At 57.7% G+C, this 25183-nt stretch carries 23 protein-coding genes and 1 riboswitch; of the genes, 17 read left to right on the forward strand and 6 right to left on the reverse strand.

Annotated features, from left to right (window positions below):
• Nucleotides 1-12 precede the first annotated feature (12 nt).
• A complete protein-coding gene (locus FMN52_RS17015; RefSeq protein WP_148609815.1) occupies nt 13-942 on the reverse strand; it encodes a glyoxylate/hydroxypyruvate reductase A in 930 nt (309 codons plus the stop codon).
• Nucleotides 943-1219: 277 nt separating this feature from the next.
• On the opposite strand from FMN52_RS17015, the gene FMN52_RS17020 reads away from it, so the two are divergent.
• The 5 genes from FMN52_RS17020 to FMN52_RS17040 all read left to right on the forward strand — a co-directional run bounded on the left by FMN52_RS17020 (nt 1220) and on the right by FMN52_RS17040 (nt 8301).
• Nucleotides 1220-2044 (forward strand): IclR family transcriptional regulator, encoded by an 825-nt coding sequence (locus FMN52_RS17020; RefSeq protein WP_148609816.1) that lies wholly within the window; start codon nt 1220-1222, stop codon nt 2042-2044.
• Nucleotides 2045-2230: 186 nt separating this feature from the next.
• Nucleotides 2231-4324, forward strand: a complete 2094-nt coding sequence (locus FMN52_RS17025; protein ID WP_148609817.1) for a 3-hydroxyacyl-CoA dehydrogenase NAD-binding domain-containing protein — start codon at nt 2231-2233, stop codon at nt 4322-4324.
• A gap of 192 nt (nt 4325-4516) precedes the next feature.
• On the forward strand, nt 4517-5701 hold the full coding sequence (locus FMN52_RS17030; protein WP_148609818.1) for an acetyl-CoA C-acyltransferase: 1185 nt from the start codon (nt 4517-4519) through the stop codon (nt 5699-5701).
• A gap of 67 nt (nt 5702-5768) precedes the next feature.
• Entirely contained in the window at nt 5769-6875 is a 1107-nt protein-coding gene (locus FMN52_RS17035) for a Zn-dependent alcohol dehydrogenase (protein WP_148609819.1), read from the forward strand.
• Nucleotides 6876-6885: 10 nt separating this feature from the next.
• A complete protein-coding gene (locus FMN52_RS17040; RefSeq protein WP_148609820.1) occupies nt 6886-8301 on the forward strand; it encodes an aldehyde dehydrogenase family protein in 1416 nt (471 codons plus the stop codon).
• A 165-nt stretch (nt 8302-8466) separates the two neighbouring features.
• Here the strand turns inward: FMN52_RS17040 and FMN52_RS17045 are convergent, their stop codons facing one another.
• Nucleotides 8467-9048: a QsdR family transcriptional regulator gene (locus FMN52_RS17045; RefSeq protein ID WP_148609821.1), complete on the reverse strand. Its 582-nt coding sequence runs from the start codon at nt 9046-9048 to the stop codon at nt 8467-8469.
• Nucleotides 9049-9255: 207 nt separating this feature from the next.
• On the opposite strand from FMN52_RS17045, the gene FMN52_RS17055 reads away from it, so the two are divergent.
• From FMN52_RS17055 to msrB, 4 genes are all read left to right on the forward strand, one after another.
• Nucleotides 9256-9561, forward strand: a complete 306-nt coding sequence (locus tag FMN52_RS17055; protein WP_205424963.1) for a hypothetical protein — start codon at nt 9256-9258, stop codon at nt 9559-9561.
• A gap of 26 nt (nt 9562-9587) precedes the next feature.
• Entirely contained in the window at nt 9588-10289 is a 702-nt protein-coding gene (locus tag FMN52_RS17060; protein WP_148609822.1) for a response regulator transcription factor, read from the forward strand.
• Nucleotides 10290-10291: 2 nt separating this feature from the next.
• The gene (locus FMN52_RS17065) at nt 10292-11791 is read left to right on the forward strand and encodes an ATP-binding protein (protein WP_148609823.1); all 1500 of its coding nucleotides are present in this window, start codon (nt 10292-10294) and stop codon (nt 11789-11791) included.
• Between the two features lie 79 nt (nt 11792-11870).
• Nucleotides 11871-13079 (forward strand): peptide-methionine (R)-S-oxide reductase MsrB, encoded by a 1209-nt coding sequence (gene msrB / locus FMN52_RS17070; protein ID WP_148609824.1) that lies wholly within the window; start codon nt 11871-11873, stop codon nt 13077-13079.
• Between the two features lie 13 nt (nt 13080-13092).
• On the opposite strand, the gene FMN52_RS17075 is transcribed toward msrB, so the two are convergent.
• On the reverse strand, nt 13093-13821 hold the full coding sequence (locus FMN52_RS17075; RefSeq protein ID WP_148609825.1) for a 3'-5' exonuclease: 729 nt from the start codon (nt 13819-13821) through the stop codon (nt 13093-13095).
• On the reverse strand, nt 13814-15688 hold the full coding sequence (locus tag FMN52_RS17080) for a putative nucleotidyltransferase substrate binding domain-containing protein (RefSeq protein WP_148609826.1): 1875 nt from the start codon (nt 15686-15688) through the stop codon (nt 13814-13816). The genes FMN52_RS17075 and FMN52_RS17080 overlap by 8 nt, the downstream gene beginning before the upstream one ends.
• A 121-nt stretch (nt 15689-15809) precedes the next feature.
• Nucleotides 15810-16033, forward strand: a riboswitch (cobalamin riboswitch).
• Between the two features lie 134 nt (nt 16034-16167).
• Between FMN52_RS17080 and FMN52_RS17085 the strand changes: the two genes are divergently transcribed.
• From FMN52_RS17085 to FMN52_RS17100, 4 genes are all read left to right on the forward strand, one after another.
• Entirely contained in the window at nt 16168-18006 is a 1839-nt protein-coding gene (locus FMN52_RS17085) for a TonB-dependent receptor (protein WP_148609827.1), read from the forward strand.
• Nucleotides 18007-18144: 138 nt separating this feature from the next.
• Nucleotides 18145-18921, forward strand: a complete 777-nt coding sequence (locus FMN52_RS17090; protein ID WP_240339523.1) for a cobalamin-binding protein — start codon at nt 18145-18147, stop codon at nt 18919-18921.
• 19 nt (nt 18922-18940) lie between these two features.
• A complete protein-coding gene (locus FMN52_RS17095) occupies nt 18941-19882 on the forward strand; it encodes an iron ABC transporter permease (protein WP_205424970.1) in 942 nt (313 codons plus the stop codon).
• On the forward strand, nt 19882-20646 hold the full coding sequence (locus tag FMN52_RS17100) for an ABC transporter ATP-binding protein (protein WP_148609830.1): 765 nt from the start codon (nt 19882-19884) through the stop codon (nt 20644-20646). Before FMN52_RS17095 ends, FMN52_RS17100 begins: the two co-directional genes overlap by 1 nt.
• Nucleotides 20647-20770: 124 nt before the next feature.
• Here the strand turns inward: FMN52_RS17100 and FMN52_RS17105 are convergent, their stop codons facing one another.
• Nucleotides 20771-21577, reverse strand: coding sequence for a class I SAM-dependent methyltransferase (locus tag FMN52_RS17105; RefSeq protein WP_148609831.1), 807 nt, complete (start codon nt 21575-21577; stop codon nt 20771-20773).
• Nucleotides 21578-21649: 72 nt separating this feature from the next.
• On the opposite strand from FMN52_RS17105, the gene FMN52_RS17110 reads away from it, so the two are divergent.
• Together FMN52_RS17110 and FMN52_RS17115 are read left to right on the forward strand one after the other, a co-directional pair.
• Nucleotides 21650-22726, forward strand: a complete 1077-nt coding sequence (locus FMN52_RS17110; protein WP_162525040.1) for an AraC family transcriptional regulator — start codon at nt 21650-21652, stop codon at nt 22724-22726.
• A 16-nt stretch (nt 22727-22742) separates the two neighbouring features.
• A complete protein-coding gene (locus FMN52_RS17115; protein ID WP_148609833.1) occupies nt 22743-23162 on the forward strand; it encodes an MAPEG family protein in 420 nt (139 codons plus the stop codon).
• Between the two features lie 87 nt (nt 23163-23249).
• Here the strand turns inward: FMN52_RS17115 and FMN52_RS17120 are convergent, their stop codons facing one another.
• A complete protein-coding gene (locus FMN52_RS17120) occupies nt 23250-23750 on the reverse strand; it encodes a lactoylglutathione lyase family protein (protein WP_148609834.1) in 501 nt (166 codons plus the stop codon).
• Between the two features lie 94 nt (nt 23751-23844).
• On the opposite strand from FMN52_RS17120, the gene FMN52_RS17125 reads away from it, so the two are divergent.
• Together FMN52_RS17125 and FMN52_RS17130 are read left to right on the forward strand one after the other, a co-directional pair.
• Nucleotides 23845-24714: a LysR family transcriptional regulator gene (locus FMN52_RS17125; RefSeq protein WP_148609835.1), complete on the forward strand. Its 870-nt coding sequence runs from the start codon at nt 23845-23847 to the stop codon at nt 24712-24714.
• 113 nt (nt 24715-24827) lie between these two features.
• Entirely contained in the window at nt 24828-25178 is a 351-nt protein-coding gene (locus tag FMN52_RS17130) for a RidA family protein (protein ID WP_148609836.1), read from the forward strand.
• Nucleotides 25179-25183: the final 5 nt, after the last annotated feature.

Here is a 25183-nt window from a genome sequence, read left to right on the forward strand (position 1 = left end):
GTCTTTTGGCGGTCAGTAGCCCCGGTCGGTATCCACGACCCCGGAAATTGCGCGACCGGCGGCATGATCTCGGATCTTGCCTGTGATCTGCTCAATGGTGGCATCCCGCAGGGTCCGGGCCGAGATGTGTGGGGTGATGGTGATCTCCTTCCGTTCCCAGAAGGGATGCCCCTCGGGCAAGGGCTCCTTGCGGAACACGTCGAGCGAGGCACGCAGCAGTTTGCCCTCGTCCAGCGCCCGGAGCAGGTCATCCTCCACCAGATGCTCACCCCGGCCAACGTTGATTAGCACGGCACCCGGCTGGAGCTGGCTCAGCATCTCATAGTTGATGATATCCCGGGTTTCGCTGGTCAGCGGCAGCGTGTTGACCAGCACCCGGGTGGATTTCAGAAAGTCGCCGAGCTGACCTTGGCCGGCGTAGGTGCTGACACCTTCCACGCTGTGCTCCCCACGGGCCCAGCCACTGACCTGATAATCCAGATCGGCCAGTGTGCGGGCAACCCGTTTGCCAATATGGCCCAGCCCCATGACACCCACCGGCCATTCGCTGCGCTTGATCGGGCGATGGATCTTCCAGATGCCCTGTCTCTGCTGCTCCCGGTAGGTTTCCATCTCGCGGCTGGCTTCCAGCAGCTGGTGCAGCACGTACTCCGCCATTTGCACCGACATTCCGGCATCTTCCAGGCGCACGACTGTTAGCTCTTCCGGCAGGTTGGCAACCCTGAGCAGGCCGTCAATACCGGCCCCCAGGTTGAACACCGCTTGCAGATGCTTTTCCCGCTCGAACAGCGCTTCGGGTGGTTGCCACACGATGGCGTAATCCGCATCAACGGCGGGCCCTTCCGGATCCCAAACGAAAATCTCTGCATCCGGTAGGCGCTCCTGGATAGGCACTGTCCAGCGTTCCGGTTTCGGGTCGCCTGCCACAAAAAGTATCTTCATTTTGCCTCCCGGGGGTCGCCACAGAGTTCGTTGGCTGTTAAGTTGTTTTGCAATGCAGAATAAGATATCGGATAACTTGATTAAAGCCGGCACCAGATACCGCCATGCGATTTCGGATTTGAAACATAAGTAATAAGTGTTTCATATTTGGTACGAATTTTGAAAAGACTTTCTGGTACTTGATTTCTGCAGCGATTAAAATGATGAATCCTTGATTATTCACCATATTAATACACCGGTTACCGGAGCGGGCGACGCGGTTGGAGGGCGTCCCATTATGGCAGGAAAGAAGCAGATTTCACCGGAACTGACAGTGGCATCCAGTGACGGTGAGCCCGTGAAGCCGGAAAAGGACCGCAAGTTTGTCGAGGCCCTGTCCCGCGGCCTGGACGTGCTCCGCGCCTTCAGCCAGGGTCCTGTCATCCTCGGCAACCAGGACATCGCCCGCATTACCGGACTGCCCAAGCCGACAGTATCGCGGATGACCTACACCCTCACCAAGCTGGGATACCTTAGCTACAACACCCAGCTGGAGAAGTACCAGCTCAGTTCCGGCGTGCTGGCACTGGGTTATGCCTACGTATCCAACCTCAAGGTACGCCAGCTGGCCAAACCCTACATGGACGAGTTCGCCCGCCAGACCAACATGTCGGTCGGCCTGACTTGCCGGGACCGGTTGCACATGATCTACGTGGAAAACCGGCTGCCACCGGAAGCGTCCCTGTTGCGCATGGATATCGGCCTGAAACTGCCCATGGCGACCACCTCCGCCGGACGCGCCTACTATTGCGCCATCAGCGACAAGGCCCGCCAGGTCATTGATGACGCCATGTCCGCCAAATACGGTGACGACTGGCCCGAGAAAAAGGCCGGCCTGGACCAGGCCATGAAGGATTACAAGGAACACGGATTCTGCCTGTCCGTTGGCGAGTGGGACAGGAACATTAACTCCGCCGGCGTGCCCATCCACCTGCAGGACGGCACTATTATGGCTCTGACCTGTGCTGCGCCTTCCTATTTGGTGCCCGCCGAAAAACTCCGAGGCTCCATTGCCCACCAGTTGGCGATGCTGGCGGGGGATATCGAATCGTTGGGGGTTTAGGCTTAACTACCAAAGCTGGGAGAACCTTTCTCGCAGCTTCCGATCAGAAAAACCGCAGCCTGACCCCTGCGGTTTTTTTGTGCCTGTAGTTTAATGGGTGGTTGAAACCGTCACGGAACTTGTATTAAATCGTACGCATGTTTCGCTAGTTAAAACCATATTTCAGAAAGAAAGCGAGGAGAAATTATGTCTGAGGTCGTTAGCTATAACCGGGTAGGCAACATCGGCGTTATTACCGTGAACTACCCGCCGGTAAACGCCCTCGGCCAGGCTGTTCGTTCCGGTCTGCTCGCAGCCCTGGAGCAGGGCCAGAAGGATGCCGAGGCCAGGGCGCTCCTGCTCGTTTGTGAAGGGCGCACCTTTATCGCCGGTGCCGACATCCGGGAGTTCGGCAAGCCCATGCAGGAGCCAACCCTGCCGACACTGGTGAACACCTTTGAAAACAGTGATAAGCCACTGGTTGCCGCGATCCATGGCACGGCCCTGGGCGGTGGTCTGGAAACCGCACTGAGCTGCCACTACCGGGTTGCGGTCAGCAGCGCCAAGGTCGGTCTGCCGGAAGTGAAACTGGGCCTTCTGCCCGGTGCCGGGGGCACTCAGCGTCTGCCGCGCCTGACCGGCGCCCAGAAAGCGCTGGAAATGATCACCACCGGTGAGTTCGTCGGTGCCAAAGATGCCCTGGCCCTTGGCATTCTCGATGCCGTGGAAGAAGGCGACGATATCCGCGCGGTGGGCATGGCCTATGCGCAGAAAGTGGTCGACGAAGGCAAGCCGGTGCGCCGTGTTCGCGATATCACCGACAAGATTGAGGCGGACAAGGGCAGCGATGTCTTTAACCAGTTCCGTGAAGAACTGAAGAAACGGGCCCGGGGCCTGTTCTCCCCGTTCAAGTGTGTCGATGCCGTGGAAGCGGCCTTCAACCTGCCTTTCGATGAGGGCATGAAACGTGAGCGCGAACTGTTCATGGAATGCATGGAATCGCCCCAGCGCGCCGGACTGATTCATTCTTTCTTCGGCGAGCGTGAGGTCTCCAAGGTCAAAGGGCTGCCGAAAGATACGCCGGTTCGTGATGTGAGGAGTGTCGGCATCATTGGCGCGGGCACCATGGGCGGTGGTATCGCCATGAACTTCGTTAACGTGGGGATTCCGGTCACCATGGTCGAGGTCAAGCAGGAAGCCCTGGACAAGGGCCTGGCGATCATCCGCCGCAACTACGAGAACTCCGCGAAGAAAGGCAAGCTGACCCAGGAGCAGGTGGAACAGCGGATGTCGCTGATCACTCCGAGCCTGACCTATGACGATTTCCGGGATGCTGATCTGGTGATCGAGGCGGTATTCGAGAATATGGCGATCAAAAAAGAAATCTTCGCCAAGCTTGATGAGGTCTGCAAGCCGGGTGCGATTCTGGCGTCAAATACTTCCACCCTTGATATCGACGAAATTGCGTCTGCCACCAAGCGCCCGGAAGACGTGGTGGGTATGCACTTCTTCAGCCCGGCTAACGTGATGAAGCTGCTGGAGAACGTGCGGGGCAGCAAGACCTCCGACGAAGTGAAAGCCACCGTGATGGCGGTCGCCAAGAAGATCAAGAAAGTCGGTGTCATGGTGGGCAACTGCTATGGCTTTGTCGGTAACCGGATGCTCCACAAGCGCGGCACCGAAGCCATGTCGCTTGTAGACGAGGGCGCCACCCCGCAGCAGGTCGACAAGGTGCTGACCGATCTCGGCTTCCCCATGGGGCAGTTTGCGATGTCCGATCTGGCCGGAATCGATGTGGGGTATCGCATCCGCGAAGAGCGTCGCAAGTCCGGTGAGGATATTCCCGCAAGCTGGATGGACAAGCTCGCCGAACAGGGCCGCCTTGGTCAGAAGACCCAGACGGGTGTATACAAGTATGAGGAAGGCAGCCGCAAACCGATTCCGGATCCGGAAGTGGAGCAGCTGATCGAGCAGTTCCGCAAGGAACAGGGGATTACGCCCCGGGAGATTACTGACCAGGAAATCCTCGAACGTTGCGTGTACGTGATGATCAACGAGGGCGCGAAGATCCTGGAGGAAGGCATTGCCGATCGTCCGCTGGATATCGACATTGTCTGGATCTACGGCTATGGCTTCCCGGCCTATCGCGGCGGCCCCATGTTCTGGGCCGATCAGGAAGGTCTGGACACGATTCTTTCAGCGGTGAAGAAGTATCAGAGCACCGTTGGTGGTGAGCAGTGGGAGCCGTCGGCTTTGCTTGAGAAGCTGGTTGCTGAAGGCCGTAAATTCGCTGACTTGTAACATCTGACATAGGGGCTGGTCTGGGAGCGGGGTATCTTTTCCGCCCCACGACCGAATCAGTAAGTACTTTGGACCTGTAGGTCGGATTAGGCGAAGCCGTAATCCGACAACCAGAGGTAAACGGTCAATTCGATGTCGGGTTACGGCTTTGCCTAACCCGACCTACATGTTTCGAAAAATGAGGACATTGTTATGTCTGATGCAGTCATCGTTTCAACCGCTCGCACCGGCCTTGCGAAGTCTTACCGGGGCTCTTTGAACAATACCCACAGTGTGGATATGGCAGGTCACGTCATCAAGCATGCTGTTGAGCGTGCGGGCATTGATCCGTCTATTGTTGAGGACGTGATCATGGGCGCGGCCTACCAGGAGGGCGCCCAGGGTCGGAATATTGCCCGTCTGGCGGCTATCCGCGCGGGGCTTCCGGTAACCACCGCCGGGTTTTCCATCAACCGGTTCTGCAGCTCGGGTCTGCAGTCCATCGCCTTGGCTGCCCAGCGGGTTGTTTCCGAGAAGGTGCCGGCGATGGTGGCCGGTGGTGTTGAGTCTATTTCTCTGGTGCAGAACGAGAAGATCAACAGCTTTCACGCCACCAACGAGTGGCTGATGAAGCACAAGCCTGAACTGTATCTTTCGATGATCGAGACGGCGGATGTCGTGGCCAAGCGCTACAACGTCAGCCGTGAGGCCCAGGATGAGTATTCCCTGATTTCCCAGCAGCGTACTGCAGCGGCTCAGCAGGCGGGCAAGTTTGACGATGAGATTGTGCCGTTCGACGCCACCATGCTTGTGAAGGACAAGGAAACCGGTGAGGTCAGTGAAAAGCAGGTGACCCTGACCGGTGACGAATGTAACCGCCCGAACACCACCCTCGAGGGTCTGGCTGGTCTGGAGCCGGTGCGTGGGCCGGGCCAGTTCATTACCGCAGGCAATGCCAGCCAGCTGTCGGACGGTGCCTCCGTGTGCACGGTGATGAACAGCACCTATGCCGAGAAGCACAACATCGAACCTATGGGGGTTTTCCGTGGCTTCGCCGTGGCGGGTTGTGAGCCAGATGAGATGGGCATCGGTCCGGTGTTTGCGATTCCTCGCCTGCTTGAGCGCAACGGCCTGACCATGGACGACATTGATCTGTGGGAGCTGAACGAAGCCTTCGCGTCCCAGGTGATTTACTGCCGTGACCGCCTCGGCATTCCCATGGAGAAGCTGAACGTAAACGGTGGCTCCATTTCCATCGGTCACCCCTTTGGTGTGACCGGCGCCCGCCAAACAGGCCACGCCCTGATCGAGGGCAAGCGCCGGGGCGCGAAATACGTGGTGATTACCATGTGTATCGGTGGCGGCCAGGGCGCTGCGGGCCTGTTTGAAGTGTTGTGAAGTCGGCATGAACCCGGGGGCAGACGAATGCGTTTTTCTGCCCCCTACTTAATCGACAGGGGGAAACATGGACAGACAAGCCAAAGCAGTCGTCTGCCGGGAATGGGGTCAGCCCGTTCAGGTGGAAACCATCACGGTGGAAGGCCCCAAGCGGGGTGAAATTACCATCAAGATCGCGGCCTGCGGCGTTTGCCACAGCGATCTCTCCGCCACCACGGGCAAGATTCCCTATCCGCCTCCCCTGGTCCTGGGACACGAAGCCGCCGGGGTTGTGGTGGAAGTCGGTGAAGGTGTAACGGCCTTCAAGGAAGGCGACCATGTGGTGAGCACCTTCATATCCATGTGCGGCAAATGCAGCCAGTGTGTCCGTGGCCGACCGGTTCTCTGCGAGAACGCCCGCAAGGCCATGTTTAACCTGCCGGATGGCACTGTGAGAACCAAGGGTGCCGACGGCGAGCCCCTGAACGTTTTTGGTGCCTGCGGTGTGATGGCCGAGTTTGCCACCATGCATGTGGATAACTGCGTCAAGGTGGATGAAGCCGTGCCGATGCAGAACGCAGCTCTGGTTGGCTGCGCCGTGATGACCGGTGTGGGCGCCGTGTTCAACACCGCCAAGCTGGAGCCCGGCTCTCGCGCCGCCGTGTTTGGTATCGGCGGAGTCGGCCTCAACGCCATTCAGGGCTGTGTCACCGCCGGCGCCGAGATGATCGTAGCGGTGGACAGCAATCTGAAGAAGCTGGAGATGGCGAAAGAATTCGGCGCCACCCACACCGTGAATATCAACGAAGTGGAAGACGCGGCCAAAGCCGTGAAGAAGCTGACCGGCGGTGTCGACTACGCCTTCGAATGCGTAGGCGCCGGGCCAGTTGTCGAACAGGCTTATAAGAGCCTGGGCCGCGGTGGTACCGCAGTCGTGGTGGGTGTGGCGGATCCGAAGGACAAGACCTCGCTGACCACACTGACCTTGCCAGCGGATGAGCGAACGCTTAAAGGCAGCTGGCTGGGTTCCGCCCGGCCGCAGCACGATTTCCCCAGAATCCTGGGTCTTTACAAGGCTGGTAAACTCAAGCTGGATGAACTGGTTACCCGGACCTACCCCATAGAAGAGGCCGCACAGGCTTTCGATGATATGGTGGCAGGCAAGAACGCCCGTGGCGTTATCGTATTTGAATGAAGGGGGAAGCATGAACGAGCTGAACAGGAACTACATCAACGGCCAATGGGTTAGCTGGGCTGGTGACATGATCGACGTTCACGAAGCTGGCACCGGTGACGTTATTGCCCGGGTGCCCGCCTCCGGCGCGGATGAGATGGAACAGGCAATTGCCGCCGCCGCCGCCGCTTTTGAAAGCTGGTCAGAAAGCACTCTGGAAGAGCGGATCAAGGTGCTGGAACAGCTGCATGCGGGGCTGAAAGAGCGGGGCCCGGAAATCGCCGAGACCGTCTGCCGGGAAGTGGGCATGCCCATCAAACTGGCCACGCCGATCCAGGCCGGTATGCCGGCTGCGGTGACCAAGAGCTATCTGAAGCTGTTGCCGGACTTCGAGTTTACCGAGCAGTCCGGAAACTCCGAGGTGCAATACGCCCCAGTGGGTGTGGTTGGCTGTATTACCCCCTGGAACTACCCGCTGCATCAGGTGATCCTGAAAATCGTCCCGGCGATTGCGGCCGGTTGCACCGTGGTACTCAAGCCCTCGGAAATTGCGCCCCAGACAGCGTTTATCCTTGCCGAGATCCTGGATGATACTGATCTGCCCAAGGGCGTGTTCAATATGGTTTGTGGCCTTGGCCAGACTGTCGGCGACACCCTGATCAAGCATCCGGATGTGCGCATGGTGTCGTTCACCGGTTCTACCCGCACCGGCAACCTGATTGCCCATGCGGCCGCGGATGATTTCAAACGCATCGCCCTGGAGATGGGTGGTAAATCTGCCTCCGTCATCCTTCCGGACGCCGACCTGGCTGCGGCCGTCAAAGGCACGATTAACAACTGCCTTCTGAACTCAGGCCAGACCTGCACGGCACTCACGCGCATGCTTGTTCCCGCAGACAAGCACGACGAGGCCTGCGAACTGGCTGCCGCGGCTGTGGCAAAAATGACCCCCGGCAACCCGCTGGAAGAAACCACCCGTCTTGGCCCGCTCTCGTCTGCCCAGCAGCGTGACAAGGTCATCGACTACATCAAACTGGGTATCGAGGAAGGTGCCAAGCTTATTGCTGGTGGCCCGGAAGCACCCGAGGGTTGCGACAAGGGTTACTTCGTCAAGGCCACCGTTTTCGGCAACGTCAAGCCGGACAGCCGTATTGCCCAGGAAGAAATCTTCGGGCCGGTTCTTTGCGTGATCCCATACAACGACGAAGCCGAGGCCGTGAAAATCGCCAATGGCACCCAGTACGGTCTTTCTGGTGCCGTCTGGTCCGGCGACGATGCCAAGGCGAAGAAAATTGCCGGCAAGCTGCGCACCGGTCAGGTATTCGTCAACGGTGGTGCGTTCAACCCGATGGCGCCGTTCGGCGGTTTTGGCCACTCCGGTATCGGCCGTGAGTTCGGCAAATGGGGAATGGAGGAGTTTCTGGAAGTGCGTTCGTTGCAGTTGTAACGGCTGGGGCCTGGTGTCGGGTTACGCCTTTGGCTAACCCGACCTACTGTGATGTTGAGCATGCAATATGTAGGTCGGATTAGGCGAAGCCGTAATCCGACAGATGCCCGAATGTCAGGTCGGTCACGGGGCGGGGCCTAAAACACCCCAATGCGGGACCAGCCCTCAGGCCTTCCCTCCAAGAAGAATCCGAACCGCCGTGCAGGCATCCTCCAATTCTGCCTCCCTTGGCTCCCGCCCGGCAATAATGTCGCTGTACAGGCAGGACTCTGCCAGTCGGATCATGAAGTAAGACAGGCTGAAGATGTTCATTGGTGGCTTGATATGCCCGGCCGCAACCTGGTCTTTCAGCATCCGCGTGTTGGTTTCCACCGTGCGGGTGTGAAGAATCGATTGCGACGAGGTGAGGATTTTCAGGGCGTATTCCGGATCCTGGTTGATGAACCGCCGCAGCGGCTCGAAGTGCAGGATGGCGGAGTTGGTGCGTCGGTACACACCGACGATATAGTCCACGCCCACGCCGGGGGTGTCCGCCATGGCCTGACGCCAAAGGGGTTCATACAGGGCCCAGAGAATCTCCCCGATCAGCAGATCCTTGTTGCCCACCCAGCGAAACAGGGTTGCCCGGCCAATTCCGAGTTCATCAGCCAGGGGCGCCAGGTGAATGCGCTCACCCTTGAGCCACATGCGACGCGCTCGTTTGAAGGCGTCGGCGGGTGTTGCCCTGGTTACGGTTTTGTCTGCCACTTAAACCTCGTGCCGGAATTTGGATTCATTTTAACGGCTAAACCCAGGGGCCGCTATGTGTGCAGGTTTAGTCGGCCTGTGATGGTTTTGTGAACTTTTAGGCATACACTCTTTAACTGTCCGTGACTCTCCCGTAAACGCCACCGTGCAGTCTTGTTGTGAGGCTGGAGCCGATACCAGCTTTTAACAACCTACGGAGAGATCACCATGAAAAACCTGAGCCGAATGTTTGCGATTGCCATGCTGGGAACGCTGGCAACTTTCGCCATAGCTGACGATATGAAGTCATCGAGCGGTGGCATGAAGGACGACGCCATGATGAAAGATGACATGGCCGATAAGGGTATGTCGGATCACGGTATGGAAAAGGATGACATGCCCAAAGACATGGGGCACGGTATGAAAGAAGATGGTATGGCGCAGGATGCCATGAAAAACGATGGCATGGACGACATGAAGAAGGACGGGATGTCGATGAAAGACAGCGCCATGGACGACAAGGACAAGATGTAGCCAGATCTGAACGGAGCCCTGTACGCATGACGCGAACGGTACTGATTATCGAAGACAACCCCGGCATTGGTGAGCTGGTGCGCATGCAGGTGTCGGATCTGGGTATGAAGGCTGTTCTGTTGGACCGGGGTGATACCGGTCTGGAGCGGTTCCGTGAGGGTGGCATCGATCTGGTCATTCTGGATCTGATGCTGCCCGGTCTTGATGGTCTGGCGGTGTGCCGGGAGATACGGTCCTGCCCGGGCTATGTGCCGGTTCTGATGCTGACGGCGAAGAGCACAGAGCTTGATCGGGTTCTGGGCCTGGAAATGGGGGCGGACGACTACCTGACGAAACCGTTCAGCGTGGCGGAGCTCGCGGCCCGCATCAAGGCCCTTTTCCGGCGAGTGGACGCCCTCTCTCAACGTGCGCCCGCGAGCGAGGAAGCTGATGAGATCGAGGTGGACGGGCTGCGAATTGATCCGGTTCGCCGGCGGGTATTCGTCAACGATCGCGAGGTGGATCTCACCGCCCGTGAGTTTGATCTGCTCTGGCACTTTGCCTCCCATCGGGGCCGGGTGTTCAGCCGGGCGCAGTTGCTCGATTCGGTGTGGGGCTACAACCATGAGGGTTATGAGCATACCGTGAACACCCACATCAACCGCCTGCGAAACAAGATTGAAGCGGACCCGGCCGACCCAAGATACGTTCAGACGGTCTGGGGTGTTGGCTATCGGTTCATGGATTAATCATGGCTCTGTCTGTCTTCCGAACCCTCTATGCCCGGCTGGCGATCGGTCTGTTCCTGCTGCTGCTCGTGGTGGGTGGGCTCTTTACCTTTTTAAGTCTGGCTTCGGTGAGGGAATACTCGGCCGCGGTCAACCAGCAACTGAACCGGGATCTTGCCCGCAACCTGGTGTCTGACCGCAACCTGGTAACCGACGGCAAACTCAACCGCGACGCCCTGAAACAGCTCTTTGAGCTGTACATGACGATCAATCCCAGCATTGAAATCTACCTTCTGGATACGGACGGGAACATCCTGTCGTACTCTGCGGACCCGAACAAGATCAAGCGCAACCGGGTGTCCCTGGAGCCGATCAGTACCTTGCTCGAAAACCCCGAAGCCTATCCGCTACCCGGCGATGACCCGCGCAGCCATGACCGGCGGAAAGTTTTCTCGGTAACGCCGGTGCCCTCAGCGGACGAACCAACGGGCTACCTGTACGTGGTTCTGCGTGGCGAGGAATACGATCTGGCAGAGAGCATGGTACACAGTAACCGGCTTTTGCAGATGGGAGCAGGCGCACTGGCGGTGAGCCTGTTTGTCGGTCTGCTGGCGGGGCTGGTGTTTTTCCGATTATTGACGCGGCGGCTGTCACGGCTGACCGAGCGGGTGGAATCCTTCGAGCGCGGAATGTCCCCGGAGACGACAGCGGGGATTGCCGGTAAAGGTGATGATATCGACTACCTGGCTGCCCGGTTTGATCAGATGGCGCAGCGGATTGTTGCCCAGCTGGATCTTCTGAAACACAAGGATGCCCAACGCCGCCAACTGGTAGCCCAGGTCTCCCACGATCTGAGAACACCCCTGGCCTCCATTCAGGGATACATTGAAGCGTTGCGCCTGAAACAGGACACGCTTGGTGCCGAGGAGCGCGCACGGTTTCTGGATGTGGCGCTCGCCGAGAGTCACCGGCTCGGTCGCCTGGTGGAAGAACTGTTTGAGCTGGCGGCACTGGATGCCCGGGAAAAGCAGCCGAAGGCGGAACCGTTTGTCGTCGCAGAACTGCTGCACGATGTGGTACAGAAGCACCAGCCCGAGGCCGAGCGCTCTGGCGTTGCCCTGTCGATTGTCTCTGTGGCTCCGGTCAGGGTGCTGGCGGACATCGCCATGACCGAGCGAGTGCTGGACAACCTGATCAGCAACGCCATTAGCCATTCCCCAACCGCTACGGAGGTAACGCTGAGTGTTGCCCATCGGGAAGGCGGTGCCGAGATTACCGTGGCGGATGCCGGCCCCGGTATTCACGATAAGGACCTGGAACACGTCTTTGAACCCTTCTATCAAGCCGCAGACGCTTCTCGCCCCGGGCATGTAGGGCTTGGCCTGGCCATTGCCCAGAGAATGGTCTCGCTACAACAGGGACAACTCTCTGTCCGCAATGCCAACGGTGCCATTTTCACTGTCTGGCTTCCTCTGGCCGGCGATAGTTCGGCGTCGGGTGGCAAAAAATCCACAGCGTTATGAATTCGTAATACCTGGTGAACGTTTTCGTGAATCCGCGACGCTACGCTGTTGCTATGGAATCACGTGAAGGAGAAGTCTGATGAAACGCAAGATTTTAGGTCTATTTTCCGCATTGGCACTGGTCTCTGCAGCGGGTCTGTTTACGGCTCATGCGGCAGAGAAACAGGAACGCGAAAACAGTCAGTTCGCACCAGACAACCCGGACCTGGCGGTGGCCACCTTCGCCGGTGGCTGTTTCTGGTGTGTCGAGGCCGGGTACGAGAAGCGGGTGCCGGGCGTGGTGGAAGTCGTCTCGGGCTATTCTGGTGGGAAAGAGGCAAGCCCCTCCTATAAGCAGGTTGCCTCGGGGCAGACTGGCCATACCGAAGCGGTACAGGTCTATTACGACCCGAACGAAATGACATACGAGGGCTTGTTGCAGGCGCTCTGGCGGATGATGGATCCGACCGATAATCAGGGTCAGTTTGTGGATCGTGGCCAGCAGTATCGGCCGGCTATTTTCTACCATAACGCTGAGCAGAAGCGCCTGGCCGAAGCGGCCGTGGCAGAGTTGGAGGCTTCCGGAGTCTACGAGAAACCTGTGGTGATCGAAATCGTGCCATTTGAGAAATTCTACCCGGCCGAGGAATATCATCAGGATTACTACGACAAGAACCCGGTGCGCTACAACTTCTACACCTTCAACTCTGGCCGCTATCAGTTTATCGAGAAGGTGTATGGTGAAGATTACGAGCTCGATTACACCCGGTTTCAGGAGAATGCCTCGGTGGATGCCAGTGACGACCTGGTGGGCAATGAGAGCGCCAGCACAGAGCCAGGTCAGATGGGCAGTGGCTTTAATCCCGGAAGCTTTGAAAAGCCGGATCAGGATGTCCTCAAACAGCGCCTGACCAACATGCAGTACGAGGTGACCCAGGAAGATGGTACTGAGCCGGCATACAACAACAAGTACTGGGATAACAAGAAGCCCGGCCTTTACGTCGATATCGTCTCGGGCGAGCCGCTGTTTTCCTCACGAGACAAGTACAAATCCGGCACCGGCTGGCCCAGCTTCACCCGGCCCATCACGTCAGACGCCGTAGTGGAGCATGAGGACAACTCGTTCTTCATGAACCGGACGGAAATCCGCAGTGTCCACGCGGACTCCCATCTTGGCCATGTATTCAACGATGGTCCCGCGCCGACCGGCCTGCGCTACTGCATGAACTCCGCGGCGATGGACTTTATCCCCCTTGAAGACATGGAGGCGGCAGGTTATGGCAAGTGGATCGAGGAGGTGAAACCGTAGCCCGACATCAGAATCACAGCCAGAGATCCGCTACTCGGGTCTCTCGGCTAAAATGATGTAACACCTGCGCCTGAAGAAGTTCGGCAGTGGCAACGGCATCAATCAGAGCGTTATGGGCCGCGTAGTGGGGAAGTCCATAGCGCAGCCGACTGTCGGCCAGGCGAATGGAAACGGGCTTTTTTCCCATCAGTTTTTGCCATCGCGATGGGTTTCGATCCGGATGAAGGTGGGCTTCAATAGCCATGGTGTCGATGACGGGAAACCGGATGCCCTCCCCCAGGCGCCATTGCAGGGCGACGTCGAAGAACGTCCTTTCAATATTGCGGTAGTGGACGACAGGAACCCGGCCGTTCAGGCAGGCAAACAAATCCTTCAGGATATCTTTCATATCCGGCGCGTTGTCGATGTCGCTGTGGGTAATGCCGTGGATAGTAATGGAGGTTTGGTGCAGAGGGAGTTTCGGGCGCACGATCCAGTGTCGGGCTTTGCCCAGCTCGATGCCGTCCAGGGTGAAGGGCACCAGACCAATACTGACAATGGAATGCCGGGTTGCATCAAGCCCGGTGGTCTCGAAATCCAGCGCGACCAGGGGAACCTCAGACAAAGGCGTGTCCGGAGACACGCACCCGCTCTCGTAAAAGGCTCTCAGAATCGGGGACTTGCTTTGCTCAGCCAGAGCTCCAAACTGCTCGGGCCACGGCAGGCTGGTTACAGGGTTCTCGGCCGTCTCTTCATTAGACATTACGGGCCACCCCGGCGTTGTACCGGAATTTCAAAAACTTCTGGGCACCGCTGACCACCTGAAATGCGTCCTTGAGGTGGCTGCGCTCAAACGGCGAGAGATCCTCGGGCCGAACATTGTTGTCCGGCTGCCGATCAGCCTCAATGGCCAGCGCCTGGTGCCGAATACGGACGATGGAGATGAACTCCAGAGCATCCCTGAGATTGCCCAGATCGTCGTCCAGCAGGAGCTTGGTGTTGCCAATGGCTTTCAGCCGTTCAAACGAGTTCTGTGCACGGGAGCCGCAGGCCAGGGCGTGAACCCGAATCAGATCCGACAGGGGCGCCGTTCCCCGACGTTTCAGGTTGAAGGTCTTCTGGTGCTTGCCATCTTCTTCCAACACGAATGTTCGGAAGAAGCCAATCGGGGGAGTGCGGTTCAGGGCATTGCGGGCCAGCATTGCCAGGAACCGCTGGCTGTTGCTGGCCTTGTCGGCCACCAGTGTCTTCAGCTGTTCGGCAAATTCGGTCTCCCCGTAGATGCCGTCCAGGTCAAAGAAAATATTGCTGTTTAACAGGGCTTCAGCTTTCGGATTATCAATCCAGTCGGTGAAGTAATCCTTCCAGACCCGCAATGGCTGCCGCCATTTTTTGTTGGTGGCCATGATGTCGCCGGTGCAATAGGTGTAACCGCAATCAGCGAGCCCATCGCTGACAAATTTTGCCAGCGCCATAAAATACTCATCGTGCTCTTCCGGCACGAAACTGTCGTCCAGGATCATGGCGTTGTCCTGGTCGGTAACCACCAGCTGCTCGTCGCGCGCCATGGAGCCAAGCGCCATAAAGCAGTAGGGAACGGGGGGCGGGCCCAGTTTCTCTTCACCCAATTCCAGCAGGCGCTGGGTAAAGCTGCGCCCGATGCCGGCCATGGCACTGCCGATCATATGGGAGTTGGCATCCTCGTTAACCATACGAACGAAGCTGTCGCGCACATCCTCGCTGATTTTCTTCAGGCCTTTGACATCATGCTGATGGTAAATGTTGCTGACCAGGTACAGGCTGCTCTGGCTCTCGTATTTCACGATGTCGGACAGTGCGATTACGCCCCGAACTTCATCCCGATCCATCACCGGAAGATGATGCACGTTGTTGTGCAGCATTGTGAGCATGGCCTCGAATATGAACATACTCGAGCGGATGGAAATCGGGTTTTTCGACATGATGTCGCTGATGGGGGTTTCCGATGCCAAGGCCTCGCTGAGAGCACGGGTGCGCAGATCCCGATCAGTAATGATGCCCTTGAGCAAGGGCTTATCGCCTTCCTCGTCCATCAACAACAGGGCAGAGACGCCCTGTTCGGTCATTATCCGGGCGGCTTCCTGGAGACGAACGGTACAGGGCGCCGAAACAGGCTCGCGGGAAATCAGCCGGGTGACCTTGGACGTCATCAGCTGGTTGGATTTTTCCCGTCTGGATAACGCGGATCTCAGGCGGCTTCGGTCTTCCACCTCGACGAAATCTGCAAAGCCATCGTCGTTTTCCCAGAGGTACTGAAAAGTTTCGTAAGGGATCTTGTAGAGTAAAGAGTCTTCCAGGGCCTTGGCTGGGAAGCGCACCTTCCTGTTCATCAGCAGGCCGAACTGGCCAAAAACTTCACCTTCGCTGATCCGGTTATACAGTTCTCCCGATCGTCGATAGATCTCGACAGCGCCGCTGCGAACATAAAAAAGCCAGCTACTGGGGTCGCCGAACTCCAGGATTTGGCTTCCGGCCTTGAAATACACAACCTCGATGTCGCCAACCACTCGGTCGAGCATCTCCTCGGCCATCTCGTCAAACGGCGGGTATTGTGCCAGGTGATTGCGGATGTCGATGAGCTCGGCCTGCATAAAACTCCCTGTTCTGGCGAAGAAAAATGATTGTTAGCCATGGAATATAGCAGTGGCAGAGGCCTGCGGCCATGTCGACCTTTGATGGATTTCATTGACCACTTACCCCGGTGTTGCTAGCCTTGCCACACTTTTTTCAGGTGTCCGTCGCAAAGCGCGACGGGTGAAACGGGAAATCGGTGAGCCTGGTTACGCCAGCGCAAGTCCGATGCTGCCCCCGCAACGGTAAGCAGGACAACGGCAATCTGTGCGCCACTGTGTCGCCACGACATGGGAAGGTGATTGCCCGGGAACCTCAGGTTCCGCCTGCCAGCCCGGAGACCGGCCTGGAAAAACACCCGATGTTGCGGTGGGCGACCTGGGTGGGTGATATGCCGGTTCCGCTTTCCTGACACCAGTCTACCGCCTGCCCCCATTCCCTGTTCCGCAACAAAACCCAGATTCCCGTGCGGGTGCGCGCGGAGTGCGGAGCAAGCTTCATGTTCAGAATTCAAAGCCCTGTTGTACTGGCCGGCGTTGCCATGGCCGCCCTGCCTCTGGCCGTTTCGGCCCAGTCTGCCTCAGAGAACGACGCCCTGGATCCGATCGTGGTTACCGCGACACTGGGGCCGAAGACGGTTGGTGAGAGTCTGTCTTCGGTTACGGTAATCGAGAAGGAGGATATCGATCGGCAACAGCCCGCGGAATTCCGCGACCTGCTGCGCGCGCAGCCGGGAATCAACGTGGTGTCGGACGGCAGTTACGGCAAAACCACCAGCGTATTCCTGCGTGGCGCGGGAAGCTCAGGTACAGTGCTTCTTCTCGATGGTATCCGACTGCGCTCTGCCTCTGCGGGCATCCCGCCCTGGCAGTTTTTGCCTCCGGAATTGATGGAGCGGGTTGAACTGGTTCGGGGCGCGAAGAGCTCCCTCTACGGTGCCGATGCGGTCGGTGGTGTCATCCAGGCGTTCACGCTGGAGCCTGAGGCCGGGCGCCAGGGTTGGGGCGAACTAAAGGGTGGCTCCCATGAAACCCGTGAGGTGACTGCCGGATTAGCTGGCCGGGAGGGCCGTTCCTCGTTCCTGGCCAGTGGCGTCTATTCGGACACCGATGGCACCAATCTGAGAGATGGCGGTGAAGACAAGGGTTTTCAAAACACCGGTGGCCTGGCGAAGCTGAGCCACAGTTTTGACCAGGGCGGCGGCGCAGGGCTGACGGTGTTCCAGTCTGAAGGCAACACCGAGTTTGAAGGCGGTGATACCGATTTCCTGATCCGTGCCATGGGTCTGCATCTGGAGGCTGTTGCCAGTGACTACTGGCGCACGCGGATCCAGTTCTCGGAAGCCCGCGACGAACAGGATACCTTTGGAGCCAATCCCAGCACTTTCGACACACTGTCTCGTTCCGCTCGCTGGGAAAACACCCTGACCGCCGGTGTTCATGAGCTGGTTCTGGGTACCGAGGTCATGATTGATGAAGTGGACGGCACCAGCGATTTCACGGAAGACAGCAGGACCAACAGTGCGGTCTTTGGCCAGGGTCGTCTGAACTTTGATGCTACCGATCTGATGTTCAGTCTGCGTCTTGATGACAACGAGGCATACGGCAAAGAGGAGACTGGCGGCGTGGCCTTCGGTCACCAGCTGGATCGCGCCCATCGTTTTCGTCTCAGCTATGCCACGTCATTCCGGGCGCCAACCTTTAATGATCTCTATCTGACAGTACCCTTCTACACTGGCAATCCCGACCTCGATGCGGAAGAGGGGCAGATGGTCGAGGCGGGCTTCTCGGGACGATATGACGTCTGGTTCTGGGACATTGCGCTCTATCATAACGATGTGAAAGACCTGATTACCTACGTCTCTGACCCGGTGACGTTTGAGGGCACCATGGAAAACGTTGAGACGGCCAGAATTCGTGGCGTTGAGGTTTCTTCCGGTATTGAGACTGCTGACTGGAACCTGTCGGCAGCGGTAACCTACGCGGATACCGAGAACCGCGATACCGGCGCACGTTTACCGCGCCGCGCGGAAAAGAATGTGCGTTTGGATGTTGATCGCCTGTTTTCTCAGTGGTCTGTGGGAGCCAGCTTTATCGCCGAGAGTGACCGCTATAACGATGCCGCGAATACCAGTCTGCTGCCAGGCTATGGCACTGTGGACTTGAGGGCTGCCTGGACCTTTCAGCCTGGCTGGTCGGCCTCGTTCAAGGTGGATAACGTATTGGACCGTCGCTATGCCACCAGCATCGGATATGACAGTGCGACCTTCGCGCCTTTCGACTATCTGGCCGCCGGCCGCACCTTCATGGCCTCGGTGCGCTATGATTTCCAGCAGTAAATTCACCGATCTGAGAGGCTCCCGCCGTCCATGAGGCACCTCGGGTTCGCTGTGCTGTGTGTACTGTCTCTGCTTGCGCCCTCGTTGGCGCAGGCACAGGGACCCTGTGCACACGACGCGTTGAACCAGAAGGTATGCGTGGCTGATCCCGCCCAACGTGTTGTCTCCCTGTCACCCGGCGCTACGGAGCTGCTGTTCTCCGCAGGCGCCAGTGCCAAGGTAGTGGCGGTGAGCGCCTGGAGCGACTATCCGGCAGAGGCTGCGGATTTGCCGCAAGTGGGCGACAGCAATCGCCTGGATCTGGAAGCCATTGTTTCGCTGGCACCGGACCTGGTGGTGGCCTGGGTGGATGGCAATTCCCGTAGCCAACTGGAACGGCTGTCAGACCTTGGCATTCCCGTTTTCTGGCTTGCTCCGCGGACGTTTGACGACATTGCCATGGCGGTGTCGGATCTGGCGTTGCTGACGGGGTCACCGGATCTCGGCAATGAACGGGCCGAAGCGTTTCGTGCAGAAATGGCCACGCTGAAAGCTCAGTATGCCGATGCCAGACCGGTTAAGGTGTTCTACCAGATATGGGACCAGCCGTTAATGACCGTGAACCGGGAAGAGCTGATCAGCAAGGCCATAACCCTGTGCGGCGGCGTGAATGTGTTCGGCGAGCTGCCGCGGCTGGTGCCCCGGATCAGTCGGGAGGCGGTTCTGGAAGCCAACCCCGAAGCCATTATTACTGCCGGATCGTCGGATGACAGGCAGTGGCTGGAAGCCTGGCGTGAGTTTCCGAGCCTGGCAGCGATAGCCGCCGGCAACCTCTTCCTCGAACCGCCTGACCTGCTGGCGCGCCCTACGCTTCGCATGGCAGACGGCGCCAGACACCTGTGCCAGACCCTGGAGCAGGCCCGTGCCAATCTCTAGCCCTTACAAACCACTCCTGATGCTGCTGATCGCAGGGTTTCTGGCGGCTCTGCTCTCCGTCAGTATTGGCAGCACGGCCATCGGTTTTGAAGACACTCTGCGGGTGATAACCGGCAGTGGCACTGATCTGCAGCAAACGCTGATTCTGGAGCTCCGGCTGCCCCGCACCCTGAGCGCGTTCGCGACCGGTGGTTTGCTGGCCGTGGCCGGGGCTTTGATGCAGGTTCTGTTGCGAAACCCTCTGGCTGATCCTTATGTGTTGGGGCTCTCTGGTGGCGCGGCAGTGGGCGCGTTACTGGCCATGCTGGCCGGCGCTGCCGGTTTTCTGGTATCCGGCTCCGCCTTTGCCGGCGCCATGCTGGCCACCCTGATGGTGTTTGGTCTGGCCCACGGCAGCGGCAGTTGGACCCCATCGCGGCTGTTACTCACCGGTGTGGTAGTCGCCGCCGGCTGGGGCGCCATCATTACCCTGATCCTTTCGATGACCCCGGCCAGCCGGTTGCCGGGTATGTTGTACTGGCTGATGGGCGATCTTTCCCACGCGGCCACTCCGTGGCCGGGAATGATCATTCTTGTGCTGGTATGCCTGATGGTGTTTCCGCTGGGCCGGGCCCTGAACGTGCTGGCACGGGGCTCCCTGCAGGCGGCGGCCTTGGGCGTGTCGGTGCGGCCGCTGGAATGGTCGATCTACCTGATGGCCAGCCTGCTGACCGCAACCGCCGTCACCATGGCCGGTTCGGTTGGCTTTGTTGGCCTGGTGGTGCCGCACATGTTGAGGTTGGTGCTGGGTAACGACCAGCGGCTGATTCTGCCGGCCTGCGCATTGGCTGGCGGCACGCTGCTGGTGCTGGCGGACACCCTGGCGCGGGTGGTCATCGCACCGGAACAGTTGCCGGTTGGCGTGATCACCGCGCTGATCGGCGTCCCGACCTTCCTGTATCTGCTGTATAGGAGCCGATGATGACACGCCTGACCACCGAAGCGCTGATCATCGACATTCCGGGGCGCGCCTCCGGCGTACCCCTGAATCTGGCCATCGAACCGGGACAGGTCTGGGGTGTACTTGGCCCTAACGGCGTCGGCAAAACCACCTTGTTGCATACCCTGGCGGGATTGCGGGAGCCCAGAAGCGGACAAATGCTGCTCAACGGAACTCCACTGGTGGATATTCGCCGCAAAACCGTCTCGCAACGGATGGGGCTCGTATTTCAGGACCGGCAGGATGGTTTCCCGGCGACCGTGCTGGAAACCGCCCTGATCGGCCGCCATCCCTGGTTGTCACCCTGGCAGATGGAGAGTGGTGAGGATCTCGCCATTGCGGAACGGGCTCTGGAAACGCTGGATGTGATCCACCTGAAAGATCGCCTGGTGAACACACTATCCGGCGGCGAACGCCAGCGGGTAGCCATTGCCACCCTGATGACCCAAAGCCCGGAAATCTGGCTTCTGGACGAGCCGACCAATCACCTAGATTTACAGCACCAGACCGCCGTTATGAAGCTGCTGCGCCAGCAGGCGGCCTGCGACCGGGCTGTCTTCATGTGCCTCCACGACCTGAACCTGGCCGCCCGATGGTGCGACCAGATCCTCCTGCTGTACCCCGACGGCCAGGCCTGCTGGGGCCCGGCCCGCGACATGCTGGTGACCTCAGCACTCGAAAGCCTTTTTGGCCAGCGCCTGCTGTCGGCCGAACTGGATGGTTTTCCGGTGTTTGTGCCGGGCTAACCATGCAGCAGACTCGGCGGCACCCATAGCAACGCCTTTTAGTTTTGTATGCTTCTGTTGTCTCGCAGTTTTTTGGTTCGCCAGCTGGAAGTTATTCACTCTATGGGGCCTTTTGCCCGTGCCCTCATGCCTCTTTTTGCGCCTGAATGGTCAAGACTGGCATGGTGAATTCAACAGCTCCGCTATCGGTCACGAAGCTGCGGAACGCCACTTCAGCCTCGCTGGCCAGTCTTTCAAACTGCGCATCATTTAGTAGGCCCCCGAGGGTAAAAACACAGGCGCGTTCAGTCGAGATCATGTCGCCGATGGTGTCGAATCTCACTGTGCCCAGCTGTTGTTTGATTCGGGCATCGGGGATACCCGCCTGCTGTGAAAGTTCGCACAGTTGGTCCGGGTTACCGGCACTGAACGGGGCTCTGAAATGCTCGGCGATGTCGGTACCAAACAAGCTGTTCAATACCTCGGCAAACACCGCATAGCCCGGCGAACGGTGCACTCCATCGCATACGGCAACCAGGAGTGTTCCTCCCGGCTTGAGCACGCGCCACATTTCTGCCAGCCCTTTTGCGCGGGCGTCAAAAAACATCAGGGCAAACTGGCTCACAACGGTGTCAAAGCTGGCATCGGCAAACGGCAGCTTTTCGGCCGGAGCCTGGCGCCAGGCTATTCTCGGGCGCTGTTGCCGGGCCACTGTTAGCATTTCCGGGTTGATATCCACCCCAGTGACGCATTCATCACCAACGATATCAGCGGCGGCTGAAGCCAACACGCCGGTGCCGCAGCCTACATCAAGCACGGCTGTGCTTCTGCGCAGGTTGGCCTGTACCGCCAGTCTTGGGCCCCATTGGCCAAATAATGCAGGTACAAACTGTTGGTGATAGATTGAAGCAGGGCTTGGAGGGTTGATTTCCACGTTGCTTAGTGAGGACATGACAGTCTCCTTTTTCCATCTTCGGATCTCAATGGTGATCCGCTTCCCTTACATCAGATGCTAGGGAATACCATGAAAAGGAACCATAACCCGTCGTCCGATTCACTTGCCCAAACGTCCGGGACGGCAGAGGTTGTGGATGCGCTCATCTCCAATGTGCTTGAGAACATCCGCCTGCAGGGAGCCGTGTTTTTTGCCTGGCAACCCAGCTGGCCTTTTGCTACCGGGGTCCCCAGCGAGTGCCATTTTCGGGATCTGATTCTGCCGTCGTCTGATCAGGTGATCTCATACCATATCGTGGTGGAAGGGCCCTGCTGGGCGACGGTGGAGGGTGAAAAGCCGGTCAGGCTGGAAGGTGGCGACATTCTTCTGGTGCCGCACGGCGATGCCTACGCCATTTCGGATCAACCCCGGGGGCCTTCTGACCAGGATATAGAACCCGCCCAGCAGTTTTTTGCGATGATGGCGGCCGGTGAGTTGCCCCTGGTGATCCAAGACGGCGGTGGCGGGCCCGGACAAAGCCAACTGGTCTGCGGCTTTCTGGGCTGCGATCGTCATCCCTGGAATCCACTGCTTGAAGGATTGCCCCGCTTCATCGTGCTTTCACGCTCGGCCCTGCATGGCCCGATCAATGATCTGATTGATATTGTGCTCCGGGAATGCGGCCACCCCGGGGCCGGCAGCCGATCCATGATGCGGCGGCTGGGAGAGTTGTTATTCATTGAAGTCATCCGGCAGTTTTTGCAACACCAGGGCCTGGCCAACAACCCCTGGATGCGGGGGCTTGCGGACCCACTGGTAGGAAAAAGCCTGTCGTTGCTCCATGGCCGAATCGCGGAAACCTGGACACTTGAAAAACTGGCCAGCGAAGTGAATTGTTCCCGGTCCGTTCTCGCCGAGCGATTTAGCCGGGTAATTGGGGTGCCGCCCATGAAGTATCTGAGCCAATGGCGATTGCAGGTGGCGGCCCGCCTGTTGCGGGGCCGGCAGGATAAAATATTGTCGATTGCCCTGAGTGTGGGCTACGAGTCAGAGACGTCTTTCAGTCGCGCCTTCAAGCGCTCCCTGGGAACGAGCCCCAGCGCGTTCCGCCGGTCTGTTACCAGTGATGGAGGGCATTTAGCGGAAAATATAAACTTCAACGAATAATTACAGGGATAAAGTAATGAGCTCACCAACAATAATTACATTAGTCGGTTTCATAGCATGGAGTATGTTTTTGCTCGTGCTTATGGAGTCTATTCGATCGAAGATGGTCCTTGCCGGGGAGGTAGCTCCGAACGGGTTTAACCCCGAGAACTCCAATCTATCACCGTTTATGCAAAGGTTGACTCGCGCATATGCCAACTGCATCGAAGGGCTTCCGATATTTGGTGGTCTCATGGCTGCGGCAGTTGTTACTTCAAATGCCCATGTGACCGATCAGCTAGCCTATGTTTTCCTGGGTGCGAGATTAGTTCAGTCGTTAATTCACCTTGCATCATTAAGTCCGGTTGCAGTCACAATGCGGTTCAGTGCCTTTGCTGTGCAAATGGGTATTGGTGTGTATTGGTGCTACAAATTGCTAGCGGTGTTGGTTTCATGACCATGCAGATTAACCCGTCAAAGCTCGGGGAAAAGGTCTGAGGGCTTCGCCCTCTGACCCTACCCCTAGAATTGTTTTGGCTATTATTTAGTAGGCGCCCTCGCTGTATATCAACTCATAGCTGTGGCTGTAGATCTCTAAGATGTTACCAAACGGGTCTTCCATATAAATCATGCGGTAGGGCTTCTCGCCCGGGTAATAGTATCGCGGTTTCTCCATACGCTTTTTACCACCAGCTGCCACAATTCGTTCTGCCAGTTCCTCGACGTTAGGGTCTTGAACGCAGAAGTGAAAAACGCCGGTTTTCCAATACTCGAAATTGTCATCCGGGTTGGTCTGGTTTTTAAATTGAAAAAGCTCCACGCCAATTCGATCGCCCGTGGATAAGTGAGCGATACGAAAGCTTCCCCATCCAGCACCGAATACATCTGTGCACATCTCTCCGATGGCGCTATCGTCCTCTTCGATCTCGGTTGGTTCCATAATCAAATACCAACCCATGACCTCTGTGTAGAACTTCACGGCTTGCTCAAGGTCTGGCACGGATATGCCGATGTGTGAAAAATTTCTTGGATACACGTTGCTCATTGCCTGTCCTCCATTAGTAAAACTGAGAACAGGTTACATGCCGTCATATATTAGGTAAAATTATCATAATTTCTTTAAAAGATTACGTTTTGTAATGATAAATACGTCCTGGTTACGCACCTTCTGCACACTGGTTGAAGTTGGTCATTTCACCCGCACGGCTGAACGCCTCCACATGACACAGTCGGGCGTGAGTCAACATGTGCGCAAGCTTGAGGAGCAGCTTGGTGCGGAGTTACTTGTTAGACAGGGGAAACAATTCTCGCTCTCGGGTGCCGGCGAGAGGCTGTATACCGAGGCTCAGGGCATCCTGTTGGGGTTGTCGAATCTTGAACAGAAAGTTGCAGAGGATCCGCCTTTTGAAGGAAGTGTGCGGATCATGTCTCCGGGAAGTGTCGGGCTGAAGCTTTATCCGCAATTATTGGCGCTACAGAGCAAGCACCCGAAGCTGATTATCGATTACCGGTTTGCGCCAAATCCGGATGTGGAAAACGCGATTGTAGAGTCGACTGTTGATCTCGGATTCATGACGTCAAAGCCTACCCTGGCCGACGTGAGTTGTAGGCCAGTCGCGCAAGAATCGCTGCTGTTGGTAACACCTGCCTCCATCGAAGAACCTGATTGGGGCACTCTGATGGCCCTGGGGTTCATCGACCACCCTGATGGAAGTCATCACGCAAGCTTGCTTCTTGGTGCCAATTACCCCGAGTTTCAGCACAGTAACCTGTTTCCCAGAAAGGGGTTCTCAAACCAGATCGGTTTGATTCTAGAGCCGGTCAGCATGGGTTTGGGTTTTACCGTTTTACCTGCACACGCAGTTGAAGCCTTTGAGAAGCCGGAGCACATCAAAGTTCATCGTCTCGCTAACCCCGTCAGCGAAACGCTATATCTTTGCGCTCCTCGGCATCGGGCACTTCAGAAGAGAATGAAAACGGTAATAGCTGAAGCCAAGCGATGGCTTTAGTCTGACCCGGAATTTAACAAGTCGCGTCATTAGGGCGCTGTTTCATGGGCGGCTTTATCGTCGCCACCGTTACTGGTTAACTAGTTACTCCAATCACCAAGAAGGCCATTACCATGACCATTGAGCGTATTTCCACCAACAGCCGAATGAGCAAGATCGTAAAACACAACGGCACCGTTTACCTTTGCGGTCAGGTTGCCAAGGACCGTAACGGCGACATTCATACCCAGGTAACCGGGATGCTGGAGAAAGTGGACGAGCTGCTCGAGACCGCCGGTTCAAGCCGCGACAGAATACTGTCGGCAACGATCTACCTGGCGGATATGGCTGATTTCAAGGCTCTGAACGAGGTGTGGGACAACTGGGTGCCCGAAGGTGGGGCGCCGGCCAGGGCCTGCGTTCAGGCTCAGATGGCGTCTCCGGAGTTGCTGGTGGAAATCTCGGTGATCGCCGCTACTTCCTGAGGGCC

It is taken from the genome of Marinobacter sp. BW6 (genome assembly GCF_008107725.1).
Taxonomy (GTDB): domain Bacteria; phylum Pseudomonadota; class Gammaproteobacteria; order Pseudomonadales; family Oleiphilaceae; genus Marinobacter.

What these genes read in the sequence shown, in the direction of transcription:
- FMN52_RS17015 (WP_148609815.1), bottom strand. Translation starts at nt 942, where the DNA reads ATGAAGATACTTTTTGTGGCAGGCGACCCGAAACCGGAACGCTGGACA.
- FMN52_RS17020 (WP_148609816.1), top strand. Translation starts at nt 1,220, where the DNA reads ATGGCAGGAAAGAAGCAGATTTCACCGGAACTGACAGTGGCATCCAGT.
- FMN52_RS17025 (WP_148609817.1), top strand. Translation starts at nt 2,231, where the DNA reads ATGTCTGAGGTCGTTAGCTATAACCGGGTAGGCAACATCGGCGTTATT.
- FMN52_RS17030 (WP_148609818.1), top strand. Translation starts at nt 4,517, where the DNA reads ATGTCTGATGCAGTCATCGTTTCAACCGCTCGCACCGGCCTTGCGAAG.
- FMN52_RS17035 (WP_148609819.1), top strand. Translation starts at nt 5,769, where the DNA reads ATGGACAGACAAGCCAAAGCAGTCGTCTGCCGGGAATGGGGTCAGCCC.
- FMN52_RS17040 (WP_148609820.1), top strand. Translation starts at nt 6,886, where the DNA reads ATGAACGAGCTGAACAGGAACTACATCAACGGCCAATGGGTTAGCTGG.
- FMN52_RS17055 (WP_205424963.1), top strand. Translation starts at nt 9,256, where the DNA reads ATGAAAAACCTGAGCCGAATGTTTGCGATTGCCATGCTGGGAACGCTG.
- FMN52_RS17060 (WP_148609822.1), top strand. Translation starts at nt 9,588, where the DNA reads ATGACGCGAACGGTACTGATTATCGAAGACAACCCCGGCATTGGTGAG.
- FMN52_RS17065 (WP_148609823.1), top strand. Translation starts at nt 10,292, where the DNA reads ATGGCTCTGTCTGTCTTCCGAACCCTCTATGCCCGGCTGGCGATCGGT.
- msrB (WP_148609824.1), top strand. Translation starts at nt 11,871, where the DNA reads ATGAAACGCAAGATTTTAGGTCTATTTTCCGCATTGGCACTGGTCTCT.
- FMN52_RS17075 (WP_148609825.1), bottom strand. Translation starts at nt 13,821, where the DNA reads ATGTCTAATGAAGAGACGGCCGAGAACCCTGTAACCAGCCTGCCGTGG.
- FMN52_RS17080 (WP_148609826.1), bottom strand. Translation starts at nt 15,688, where the DNA reads ATGCAGGCCGAGCTCATCGACATCCGCAATCACCTGGCACAATACCCG.
- FMN52_RS17085 (WP_148609827.1), top strand. Translation starts at nt 16,168, where the DNA reads ATGTTCAGAATTCAAAGCCCTGTTGTACTGGCCGGCGTTGCCATGGCC.
- FMN52_RS17095 (WP_205424970.1), top strand. Translation starts at nt 18,941, where the DNA reads ATGCTGCTGATCGCAGGGTTTCTGGCGGCTCTGCTCTCCGTCAGTATT.
- FMN52_RS17100 (WP_148609830.1), top strand. Translation starts at nt 19,882, where the DNA reads ATGACACGCCTGACCACCGAAGCGCTGATCATCGACATTCCGGGGCGC.
- FMN52_RS17105 (WP_148609831.1), bottom strand. Translation starts at nt 21,577, where the DNA reads ATGTCCTCACTAAGCAACGTGGAAATCAACCCTCCAAGCCCTGCTTCA.
- FMN52_RS17110 (WP_162525040.1), top strand. Translation starts at nt 21,650, where the DNA reads ATGAAAAGGAACCATAACCCGTCGTCCGATTCACTTGCCCAAACGTCC.
- FMN52_RS17115 (WP_148609833.1), top strand. Translation starts at nt 22,743, where the DNA reads ATGAGCTCACCAACAATAATTACATTAGTCGGTTTCATAGCATGGAGT.
- FMN52_RS17120 (WP_148609834.1), bottom strand. Translation starts at nt 23,750, where the DNA reads ATGAGCAACGTGTATCCAAGAAATTTTTCACACATCGGCATATCCGTG.
- FMN52_RS17125 (WP_148609835.1), top strand. Translation starts at nt 23,845, where the DNA reads ATGATAAATACGTCCTGGTTACGCACCTTCTGCACACTGGTTGAAGTT.
- FMN52_RS17130 (WP_148609836.1), top strand. Translation starts at nt 24,828, where the DNA reads ATGACCATTGAGCGTATTTCCACCAACAGCCGAATGAGCAAGATCGTA.